Genomic DNA, 10,611 nt, shown 5'->3' with positions numbered 1-10,611 from the left:
TTTGATGTCCAAAATTGTGTTTTGTTCACTAGCAAAACTAGCTACTTAAAACTTTATTGATTACGTTTTGCTTGTTCAGTTTTCAAGGTTCATGTCATCGCCCTTTTGGACAACTATTTAAATTTACCATACAACCAAGAGGTTGTCAACACTTTTTTGGAGCGGGTGATGAGAATCGAACTCACGACATCAGCTTGGAAGGCTGAGGTTTTACCATTAAACTACACCCGCATATATTTTCTTGAAAATGGCGCGCCCGGCAGGAGTCGAACCCACAACCTTCTGATCCGTAGTCAGACGCTCTATCCAATTGAGCTACGGGCGCATATGAAATTAATTAATTGACTTGGTGCGGCCGAGAGGACTTGAACCTCCACGGGGTTGCCCCCACTAGGCCCTCAACCTAGCGCGTCTGCCGTTCCGCCACGACCGCATTCAATTAGTAACTTTTTTATTATACTATGATAATTCAAAAAGTCAACTCTTTTTCTTAAAGAGATGAGCCATGAAGGACTCGAACCTTCGACCCTCTGATTAAAAGTCAGATGCTCTACCAACTGAGCTAATGGCTCGAATTAAGAAATGAATGGCTGGGGTACTAGGATTCGAACCTAGGCATGACGGAATCAAAATCCGTTGCCTTACCGCTTGGCTATACCCCAATAAGTGGCGGTCCCGACCGGGATCGAACCGGCGATCTCCTGCGTGACAGGCAGGCATGTTAACCGCTACACCACGGGACCAAAATATTATTTACATTAAATTATGAAAAATGACCCCTACGGGATTCGAACCCGTGTTACCGCCGTGAAAGGGCGGTGTCTTAACCACTTGACCAAGGGGCCATGGCTCCGAAGGCAGGACTCGAACCTGCGACAACCTGATTAACAGTCAGGTGCTACTACCAACTGAGCTACTTCGGAATAATTCATGTTATGTTGTCGTCGTTATCTTGTCGACTTTTACTATTATAGGGACAACTCAACAAAACGTCAACTATTTTTTAAACTTTTTTTACTCTACTAATTTTAATTTCCCCAAACACTTACTGCAACAATACCTTTCAACATTCATTTTTATTTTCCGTATATATAATTGGTGGCAATTGACACAAGTATATGTATAGCGTCGTCGTTGTTTTTTAACTGTAGCTTTCGGGACATGTAAAACTGCGCAAAATCGAGGGGCATCTACTTTCCTTAATAATTCTCTAAAATCTTTATCTCGATGCTGATACCCTTTACCTTCAATATGTAGGTGATAATGGCATAATTCGTGTAAAACAATACCTTGAATCTCTTTCAAACCGTATAACTCATAGGCTTTAGGATTAATCTCAATATTATGGGATTGTAAAAGATATCGTCCTCCCGTTGACCGTAATCTCGGATTAAAGTAGGCTTGATGCAGAAAAGGCCTCTGAAAGTTTTCTAAAGATAAGCGACGAACAAGCTCTTGTAATTCTTGATTGTCCACAGTAATCACCTCTAACAACAAGAATACCACACTGCGTAGTATAGACAGTGTGGCAAAAATTTAGTACTCAAACTAATGCTTGATTTTTAGGAGGAAGCATCGTTAAAGAGATACGTCCTTTCGTTACATCTATTTGTTCAACCCAGACAGTTACAATATCCCCAAGTGCCACAACTTCTAATGGATGCTTTATACGTTTATTTTGGAGTTTAGAAATATGCACAAGTCCATCTTGCTTCACGCCAATGTCAACAAATGCGCCGAAATCTACTACATTTCTTACCGTCCCCTGCAATTCCATACCTACTTTTAAATCTTCCATTTTTAATACATCAGTCTTAAGCAATGGTTGTGGGAATGCATCACGTGGGTCACGACTAGGTTTCATTAAGGTATCCACGATATCTTGAATTGTCACAACTCCTACTCCAAGCACATCACTTAATTTTTGGATTTTTAGTGCTGCAATAGCATCCTCTGCCTTCTGTGTCCCTAACTCTTTTTTATCTATTTGAGCCTCTGCTAATATTTGCTCAGCAAGGGCATAGCTCTCAGGATGAATACCTGTAGCATCAAACGGATTTTTTGCTTCTGGGACACGTAGGAAACCAATAGCTTGTTCATACGTTTTGGCGCCTAACCTTGGAATCTTCTTTAATTGCGCACGTGTAGTAAATTGACCATTTTCCTCTCGCGTCTTTACGATATTCTCTGCAACAGTTTTTGATAGACCAGAAACATATTGTAAGAGTGATGATGAAGCCGTATTTACATCTACACCAACTTGGTTAACAGCTGTTTCTACTATAAAAGATAGCGATTCATTTAATTTTTTTTGAGAAACATCATGCTGATACTGACCTACACCCACAGCTTTTGGTTCAATTTTCACTAACTCTGATAAAGGATCCTGTAAGCGACGTGCAATGGAGACAGCACTACGTTGTTCAACCTGTAAATCAGGAAATTCTGTACGTGCAATTTCAGACGCTGAATAAACAGATGCCCCCGCTTCATTGACAATCACATAGGCTATGTCAGTAGTAAGTTCATTTAATACATCCGCGATAAATTGTTCTGTCTCCCGAGATGCTGTACCATTACCAATGGCAATTATACTTATTGGATACTTTGCCAAAATTCCTTTTACAATAGCTTTGGATTTTGCCACATCTGGTTTCGGTGGATGTGGGTAAATAGCTGTAACCTCAAGCATTTTCCCAGTTTCATCTACAACCGCCAGCTTGCAACCTGTACGGTAAGCTGGATCAACCCCTAAAACATATTTACCTTTCATAGGTGGTTGTAGCAATAGGTTACGTAAATTTTCAGAAAAAATATGAATAGCCTGTGCCTCAGCTTTTTCTGTAAGCTCGTTTCGTAATTCCCTTTCAATTGAAGGCTGAATTAAACGCTTGTACGAATCCTCGATTGCTAGTTTAACTTCTGCAATAGCAGGAGACGAACCAGTTGCAGGTATCCATTCTTTCCACATAATCATTAATACTCGGTCCACCGGCACATGAATAGAAACCTTTAAGATTTCTTCTTTCTCTCCTCGGTTTATTGCTAAAATACGGTGTGGTACAATGCGACTAACAGGCTCTTCATATTCGTAATACATTTCAAAAACATTTTTCTCGTCGATTTCTGTATTTTTCACAGACGTCACAAGAATTCCATCTTTCCATGAATAAGCTCGGATTTTTTCACGAATAGAGGCATCGTCCGCAAAACGTTCTGCTAATATATCTCGAGCTCCTATCAGGGCTTCTTCCGTATTAGCAACTTGTTCGTTGTCCACAAAGTCAGTTGCTAATTGCTCTAATGCATCATCACTAAATGCTAACAGGAGATCTGCAAGAGGCTCTAAACCTTTCTCTTTTGCAATCGTCGCCTTTGTACGTCGTTTTTGCTTATAAGGTCTATATAAATCCTCAACACGTTGTAAGATTGTTGCAGAAAGAATAGCCTGCTCTAATTCTGGTGTAAGCTTTTCTTGCTCTTGGATTAATCGTATAACTTCTTCTTTTCGTTGTTCAAGTTGCTGTATGTAGTGATAACGATCTTCTACAGCTTTAATTTGCACCTCATCAAGTGATCCTGTAACCTCTTTTCGATAGCGCGCAATAAATGGTACCGTATTTCCCTCTTCTAATAAGTTAATAACAGCTTCTACTTGCCCTGGTTTGACTGCTACATCCTTTGCAATGAGCTGTAACATTTGCTTTTGCTCCACATCATCACTACCTTTTTCTTTTCATTTTACCATTACACTTTACTAAAAATGCAAAAAAATAGTCTACTCAGACGAATATGAGTAGACTATTTCCATTCATTTTAAAGGTATTTTTCATTAAACACCCATGAAAGATTAGAGCGAAACACTGCCACTTGCTAGAATAGCCTCTTGTAATTTCTTTATTGCTTTCCTTTGTATCCTCGATACATGCATTTGAGAAATCCCTAATCGTTCTCCAGCTTCTTTTTGACTAAGTTGCTCTAGATATGTAAGCTGAATAATTTGTTTTTCCCTCTCATTCAACACAACCAGCGCCTCTGAAACAATCATTCGTTTATTGGTCATTTCATAGCCATCGTCTTCCCTGCCCAAAATATCGAATAACGTGACTGTACTACCGTCTGAGTCTGACTCTATCGAATGGTCCATAGAAAGAGCTTGATAACTACGGCTCATTTCCATAGCTTCTAGTACCTCTTCCTCTGCTACTTCTAATCGTTCAGCAATATCTTTAATGGATGGAGAACGCTGTAATTCAATTGTCAGCGCCTCCACAGTTGATTTAATCCTCGGCCCAAGTTCCTTTATACGTCTAGGCACATGCACATCCCATGTTTTATCACGTAAAAAACGTTTGATTTCCCCAACAATTGTTGGCACGGCAAAAGCTTCAAAACTACGACCAACATTCGGATCAAAACGTCTTATTGCACCTAACAATCCCAGCATCCCTACTTGAACAATATCATCATAATATGATTTACCATTCGAATATTTACGAGCTATAGATTCAACTAGATATCGATAATGAATCACTAAATTGGTTTGTGCTTCATCATCCTCCGTTGACTGGTACAATTCAATCCACTTAAGTACATCTTCTTTAGATGAAGATTTATGTAGTGATTCTTTCGACATTTTTCTCCACCTGCTCCCTAGTGACATACTTTGTCATGAAGACAGTTACGCCACCATCGTTATTGATCATCACCTCATCCATCAAAGTTTCCATTAAATAAAGTCCCAAACCACCTTCTCTTAGCCCTGCAATACTTTCTTCAGGATGATACGGCCCAATCTTAGACTTAATCTCTTCAAAATTAAAACTATTGCCGTAATCCGCAATCATCATTTCCATTTTATTGTCATACAGCGCACACCCGATGACAATTTCACCCTCTTCTTCGTCTTTATAAGCATGGTGAACAACATTTGTCACAGCCTCACTTGCTGCAATTTTTAAATCTTCAATATCATCATAATTAAAGCCAATCCTACTCGCTAAGCCCGAGACAGTTAATCGAATGACACTGACAAATTGCGGTTTAGCAGGAACTCTAATTTCAATATAGTCAAATTCCTTCATTATCTTAATTCCACCTTTTTATCAGTTTCGATATCCATCAAATCACTAAGACCAGTAATTTCAAATAATCTTTGTAACCTATTCGATAAACCAACGAGCTTTACTTTACCATTTTCACGTAATGCTCTTTTATAAAAGGCAACAAAAATCCCAAGTCCTGTACTATCCATGTAATTTACCTTTGATAGATCAAGCTCAATTTCTAAACCCTCTGTAATCTTTACAGCTTCTAATTCGTCTCGTAATCCTGAAGCAGTAAACGTATCAATCTCACCCTCAACAAAGCCAAATAATTTATGATCAATTTCTTTAAAATGTATCGTTACGTCCATATAGCACACCTCCACCATATTTGTTAGACTATTTTCTCTACCCTGTTCAATTTAAACTTAAACCTATTTTTTTAAAATAACTACAGTAAAATCATCAAATAGTTTAAAATTTTGCACTCTCTCTATTTCCTTATAAAGGAGCTGACACAATTGCTGGGCAGATAAATGTCTATTTTCTTTTATTAAAGTTGTGATTACCTCTCGCGAATTTAATTCTTCTTTCACTCTAAATTCTGTCACACCGTCGGTCATCATAATAATCAAATCATTCTCTTCTAACACAATTTCATGAAACGTATAGTTTGTTTCAGACAATACACCCAATAGTAAACCTTTAGCCTCTAAGGTAAAGAACTGATCGTTCTTTGCACTATAATGTAAAGCTGGTTCATGGCCTGCCGAAGCATAAGAAAAAATGTTTTGCTCTACATCTAAGCAGCCATAAAACATCGAAACAAACATACTGTCATCCACACCTTTTTCTATTACCCTATTAATAACTTCTAAAACATATGAGGGATCTTTATATGCATATACTAATGTTTCAAGTCCATATTTCACCATCGACATACATAAAGCAGCAGGAACTCCTTTACCGACAACATCTGTCACAGCCACACTCAAATATTCTTCTCCATCATGAAAAAAATGTACATAATCGCCGTTCATTTTTCGAATAGGTACTGAAATCATACCTATATCAATATTTTGCATATTCGGCACATAAGTTTTCAACAATGTTTTTTGGATGTTTGTCGCTATTTTCATTTCCATTTCATATTCAGCTTGCTTTTGAAGTAAACTTTGATGCTCTCTATGTGCCATTCCATAATGCACCATTACTTCAATCAAAAAATCATAAGCAGGCTGTGATTCGTTCATTTGATTCGGAAATATTTGTTCTACAGCATTTTTATGAATGCTAATAACATCCTCGGGAGAAATATTTTTTTGAATTAACTGACGTGTGAAGTTCTGAGCGATATATAAATTTCTTTCTGTTTGGTTGACCATATAATCTGCTAATATTTTTTTATACTGAGCTTCTAATTGTTTCAGTTTTCTTCACGTCCTAACGCAACCATTTTTCCGCTCTTATCGTTGTTCCCTCTCCAACGACAGATTGAATATCTAAACTATCCATCAATCGTTTAACACCTGGCAAACCAGCACCTAGCCCCCCCGAGGTGGAATAACCATCCTCCATTACTTTACGAACATCTTTAATACCAGGCCCTTGATCTGTTGCAACAACAACTATTTTCTTTTCAGTATCTGCTTCAACCCTTTCAATTGCTATGATACCTATACTTGCATATAAATAAATATTTCGTGCTAATTCACTAATTGCAGTGGTGATGCGGGCTTGATCAACAGTGCCAAATCCAAGTGCTTTTGCTTCATTGCGCCCCAGTTGTCTAGCTGCAACAATATCCCACTCTGTAATAATTTCAACCGAAGACCTATATGTCACTGCTGTCCCTCCATTTCCTTTGGAGTTATACTCTTACACTTTTATTCAAACTGCTTGCCATCATTTAAAATGAATGAATTGCCTCTATAAATGGAATATTCTATGTAAATTTTCATATACCTTTTAAGAATTTTTTCAAAAATCTATTTTTATTAAAAATCTTGTGTATATCTTAAAGCTTTTTGTAACATTTATCAATTACACCTTGGCTTAATTATTTCAGGTACTTCATCTTTCGTAGCAAAATCGCTTGCTGAGCAAGATCTATCGTAATTCAAATTATGGTAAAGACATTTCAAGGATATAAGACAAAAAAGCATCGAGATATCATAATCTCGATGCTTCTATACACATATGTATATCAAAATTTAACTAGACCTAAACTAATCATCAACGCACCATCAACTTTTTCCATCACAGCATGATCCAGTTGCGTAATACGATCCGTCAATCTTGACTTATCAATTGTCCGCACTTGTTCTAGCAAAATAACCGAATCACGTTCAAAACCATACTTTTCAGCATTGATTTCAACGTGTGTCGGTAACTTTGCCTTTTGAATCTGTGCAGTGATAGCTGCGATGATGACAGTCGGACTAAATCGATTGCCAATATCATTTTGAATAATCAGCACCGGCCTAGTGCCTCCTTGTTCAGAACCTATTACCGGTGATAAGTCTGCAAAAAAAACGTCACCACGTTTTACATTCAAAGTGTCATCCCCCGCTAACGAGACGCTCCACCATATGTTGTGCTTCATACTCTGCATGCAAGCATTCGCTCGCAATCATTAAATTAATATGAGACATTTCAACATATCCTTTAATCATAGCTTCCCGTATTTGATTTGGTTGCTCCTGCATTAAATTTTTGCGCGCCAAAATACGCACAAAAGATTCACCTTCAATTACTTCCTTTGTTTGTAGAAATAGTCTGTCTTGAACAGCAATTGTAGCTTCTCTTAACTTTTTCTCGTACACAGCAAGCACCTCCAACGGAACCATACACTTTTCATTACTTCCCATTCTATCATTGAAAGATATTGTTGAAAAGACATGAAATGACAAAATATCTGACAATTTGAAGTACAAATTGTAAAAATATGTTGGTTGTCGAAGGTATATGCTGAATAATTATTATTGCAATGTGTTTTCAAATATGAGCCATTACTATGTTTTGGAAAAGAAATAAGTTCTCCAGTGCTAATTTATTTACCAATTTCAACTTGGAACATTGCTCATGACATTACATTGAGATTTGACTTATTCTAATGAAAGACAACTAAAGATATATTCTAGGAACTCTTGTTGTTATAATGCATGGTATTTCATAATTAATTGTTTCGAGCTTTGTTGCCCATTCATCGATCGATACTCCAGTATTTCCTTGTCGACCAATGAGTGTTACCTTCTCACCTATATCATATGCTTTTGGTAGGGCAACCATACATTGGTCCATACAAATTCGTCCAACAATCGGCATTCTTTGTCCATCAATTAAAACCTCTTGTCCACCTAACTTGCGAATCACGCCATCTGCATAGCCAATTGGAATTGTTCCTATCCACATATCTGTCGGAGCAACATATGTAGCTCCATAGCCAACTGGATCACCTGATTTTATTTGCTTTACATGAACAAGTTCACTTTCAAGCGAGAACGCTGGTAACAAGGAAAAAGGTAATATACTTTTCACATATGAAGAAGGTGATAATCCATACATCGAAATACCAAATCTAACAGCATCATATTGTAAATGCGGATCTTTTACTAATGAGGCGGCTGTATTAGATGCATGAACAAGTCGCGGCTTATTAGGTATTACAGCTAAACATTTCTCAAAAAATTGTACCTGTTGATCAAAATGTAGCGTATCCTCTTCATCAGCTGTCGCAAAGTGTGTAAATATTCCATCCAGCTCCATGTTATCTGTAGACTGTATTGTTTGATAGAGCTCTAATAATTCCTGCTCTGAGCGAATACCTATTCTACCCATTCCGCTATCTATTTTTATATGAAGTCGTAAAGGAAGCGCTTCATCCACTAAAAGAGAAGCAGCTTGCTGAATCCAATCATCGGCAAATGCCGTAAGTATAATACGTTGCTGCGCTGCATAAGGAGCAAACGAAACTGGAGATGCACCTAATATTAATATGTCTGGTTCTTCAAAATGTGCTCGAATATGTAATGCCTCATCGGGCGTTGCCACTGCAAGTACTGTGGCACCAGCTTCAAGAGCTGCCCGCGCAACGGCTACATCTCCATGACCATACGCATTTGCTTTTACTACAGCGATAATTTGAACATTAGGTCGTAAAAATTCTTTTAAGTTTTTTACATTTTGTTGAATTGCTTGTAAGTCTATTATTGCTTTTGTTGGACGAAAAAACTGCTGTGTCTTCATAAGAATACCCTCTTTATTTTTAATTAAAACATTATGTAGGACATACATATTGCAAAGTATGTCGATTTAGCTTGTACACACAAAGTTTTAGTTTTCGGATGAGCCTATACTTTATAGGTTCATTTTAATTATCAATAAGCTACAGCCTCCGTATTCCAGAAGGCTGTAGCCAGAAAAGTTACTTCATACTACTTATCGTCATAGATGTAGCAACTTCAATCATTTCTTCTCGCGTTAATTTACTTGATGCTACAAAGAATTCAACGCCATCTTTTTCCCAACTAATTGATGTATCTGTAATAGCACCAATTGTATAGCCTAAATCAACTGGATCACCAGGTGACGATACAGGTAACATTGAATTTTCCTTCATTACTGGTTGCTGCATAACAGTAAATGCCTTCTCACCATCGTATGTTAAGATTACTCGTTCCATTCCACTTTCCTGCACAACTTTTTCATTCGCTAATTGTGCCCAATTTACAACAGGATAATGTGTTTGGAATTCTTGATATTCAACTTCTGCTCCAACAGCTTCCTTATCCTCATTATCTTCTTGCCCTTCTTTTTCGGCAGGTGTAGCTTGTTCACCTTTCGTGTTATCTTTATCAGTGAATTGTTCAACTGCATACTCTTTTGCAGCATGTTGTACACCTAGCTTAATTTTCTTAAATGTGATTTTGATTTGCTCTTCTTTCACATCATTCATAATAACTACTGAGGTTGGCAATAAAGTTTTCTTATCTACTGTTATAACCTGATGTGGCATACTGTTCTTATAGCTATTTCTAGTAGCCGCTTCAAATATATATGCTTTTTCTTCTTCTTTCATGACAAGATTTTTATCTTCTGCTAAATCTTCTGCTAGCGCTCCAATTAGGTATGCCTGACTATTTTTCTTTGGCCAATCACTTTGGAATTTATACATTTTGTTTAATGTCGGTGTTACGACAAAAACACCATCAGCATTACGTACAATCATTTGAGAAACATCTTTCCCACTTTCAACTACTTCTACTCGATAGAAATCAGGTTTTGTGTGCCATACTGTTACATCATAATTTCTAGGTTCCCCACCCGATTTAATTTCCATCGATGCATTTAATTCATAACCATTCGTCTCTGCCCATTTACCATTCACTTTCTTCAACACTTTTTCCTGTGAGGCTGCACCACATGCCGACAGAAGTAATATCGTACAAAGTAAGACGAGCCATTTAACTATACGGTTGCCCACGCTTTCACCCTTTCTTCTTTCAAATCCACTACGACAATATATGAACCGTATTTGTCAGTTATGTCATTTGAAGAAAGGGCA

General features: G+C 37.5%; 11 protein-coding genes and 8 tRNA genes. All 19 read right to left on the bottom strand.

Features of this window, described 5'->3' with window-relative positions:
- Window positions 1–157: 157 nt before the first annotated feature.
- The 19 genes from VK91_RS16380 to VK91_RS16290 all read right to left on the bottom strand — a co-directional run bounded on the left by VK91_RS16380 (window position 158) and on the right by VK91_RS16290 (window position 10,530).
- A tRNA-Gly gene (locus VK91_RS16380) sits at window positions 158–231 on the bottom strand.
- Window positions 232–248: 17 nt separating this feature from the next.
- Window positions 249–325 (bottom strand) — tRNA-Arg (locus VK91_RS16375).
- Window positions 326–347: 22 nt separating this feature from the next.
- Window positions 348–433, bottom strand: a tRNA-Leu gene (locus tag VK91_RS16370).
- A gap of 66 nt (window positions 434–499) precedes the next feature.
- A tRNA-Lys gene (locus VK91_RS16365) sits at window positions 500–572 on the bottom strand.
- Between the two features lie 15 nt (window positions 573–587).
- A tRNA-Gln gene (locus tag VK91_RS16360) sits at window positions 588–662 on the bottom strand.
- Window positions 663–667: 5 nt separating this feature from the next.
- Window positions 668–743 (bottom strand) — tRNA-Asp (locus VK91_RS16355).
- 30 nt (window positions 744–773) lie between these two features.
- Window positions 774–845 (bottom strand) — tRNA-Glu (locus VK91_RS16350).
- Window position 846: 1 nt separating this feature from the next.
- Window positions 847–923 (bottom strand) — tRNA-Asn (locus tag VK91_RS16345).
- Between the two features lie 91 nt (window positions 924–1,014).
- Window positions 1,015–1,476 carry a SprT family protein gene (locus VK91_RS16340; protein WP_048394293.1) on the bottom strand — a complete coding sequence of 154 codons (462 nt, stop codon included), beginning with the start codon at window positions 1,474–1,476 and terminating at the stop codon, window positions 1,015–1,017.
- Between the two features lie 67 nt (window positions 1,477–1,543).
- Window positions 1,544–3,715, bottom strand: coding sequence for a Tex family protein (locus VK91_RS16335; RefSeq protein WP_048394292.1), 2,172 nt, complete (start codon window positions 3,713–3,715; stop codon window positions 1,544–1,546).
- Between the two features lie 135 nt (window positions 3,716–3,850).
- On the bottom strand, window positions 3,851–4,636 hold the full coding sequence (gene sigB / locus VK91_RS16330) for an RNA polymerase sigma factor SigB (RefSeq protein WP_048394290.1): 786 nt from the start codon (window positions 4,634–4,636) through the stop codon (window positions 3,851–3,853).
- On the bottom strand, window positions 4,614–5,084 hold the full coding sequence (gene rsbW, locus VK91_RS16325) for an anti-sigma B factor RsbW (RefSeq protein ID WP_016993413.1): 471 nt from the start codon (window positions 5,082–5,084) through the stop codon (window positions 4,614–4,616). Before rsbW ends, sigB begins: the two co-directional genes overlap by 23 nt.
- Complete coding sequence (locus tag VK91_RS16320) at window positions 5,084–5,416, bottom strand: STAS domain-containing protein (RefSeq protein WP_016993414.1); 333 nt, start codon at window positions 5,414–5,416, stop codon at window positions 5,084–5,086. Before VK91_RS16320 ends, rsbW begins: the two co-directional genes overlap by 1 nt.
- Window positions 5,417–5,479: 63 nt before the next feature.
- Window positions 5,480–6,430 carry a PP2C family protein-serine/threonine phosphatase gene (locus tag VK91_RS16315; RefSeq protein WP_048394289.1) on the bottom strand — a complete coding sequence of 317 codons (951 nt, stop codon included), beginning with the start codon at window positions 6,428–6,430 and terminating at the stop codon, window positions 5,480–5,482.
- A gap of 58 nt (window positions 6,431–6,488) precedes the next feature.
- Entirely contained in the window at window positions 6,489–6,890 is a 402-nt protein-coding gene (locus VK91_RS16310) for an anti-sigma regulatory factor (protein WP_048394287.1), read from the bottom strand.
- A 361-nt stretch (window positions 6,891–7,251) separates the two neighbouring features.
- Window positions 7,252–7,602 carry a type II toxin-antitoxin system PemK/MazF family toxin gene (locus VK91_RS16305; protein WP_004232054.1) on the bottom strand — a complete coding sequence of 117 codons (351 nt, stop codon included), beginning with the start codon at window positions 7,600–7,602 and terminating at the stop codon, window positions 7,252–7,254.
- A gap of 4 nt (window positions 7,603–7,606) precedes the next feature.
- Window positions 7,607–7,870, bottom strand: coding sequence for a hypothetical protein (locus tag VK91_RS16300; protein ID WP_004232053.1), 264 nt, complete (start codon window positions 7,868–7,870; stop codon window positions 7,607–7,609).
- Between the two features lie 301 nt (window positions 7,871–8,171).
- Window positions 8,172–9,293 carry an alanine racemase gene (alr, locus tag VK91_RS16295; protein WP_048394285.1) on the bottom strand — a complete coding sequence of 374 codons (1,122 nt, stop codon included), beginning with the start codon at window positions 9,291–9,293 and terminating at the stop codon, window positions 8,172–8,174.
- Window positions 9,294–9,471: 178 nt separating this feature from the next.
- Complete coding sequence (locus VK91_RS16290; RefSeq protein WP_048394283.1) at window positions 9,472–10,530, bottom strand: outer membrane lipoprotein carrier protein LolA; 1,059 nt, start codon at window positions 10,528–10,530, stop codon at window positions 9,472–9,474.
- Between the last annotated feature and the right edge of the window lie 81 nt (window positions 10,531–10,611).

This window comes from Lysinibacillus sp. LK3, from assembly GCF_001043675.1.
Classification (GTDB): domain Bacteria; phylum Bacillota; class Bacilli; order Bacillales_A; family Planococcaceae; genus Lysinibacillus; species Lysinibacillus capsici.
This window is presented reverse-complemented; position numbering and strand designations above follow the sequence as displayed.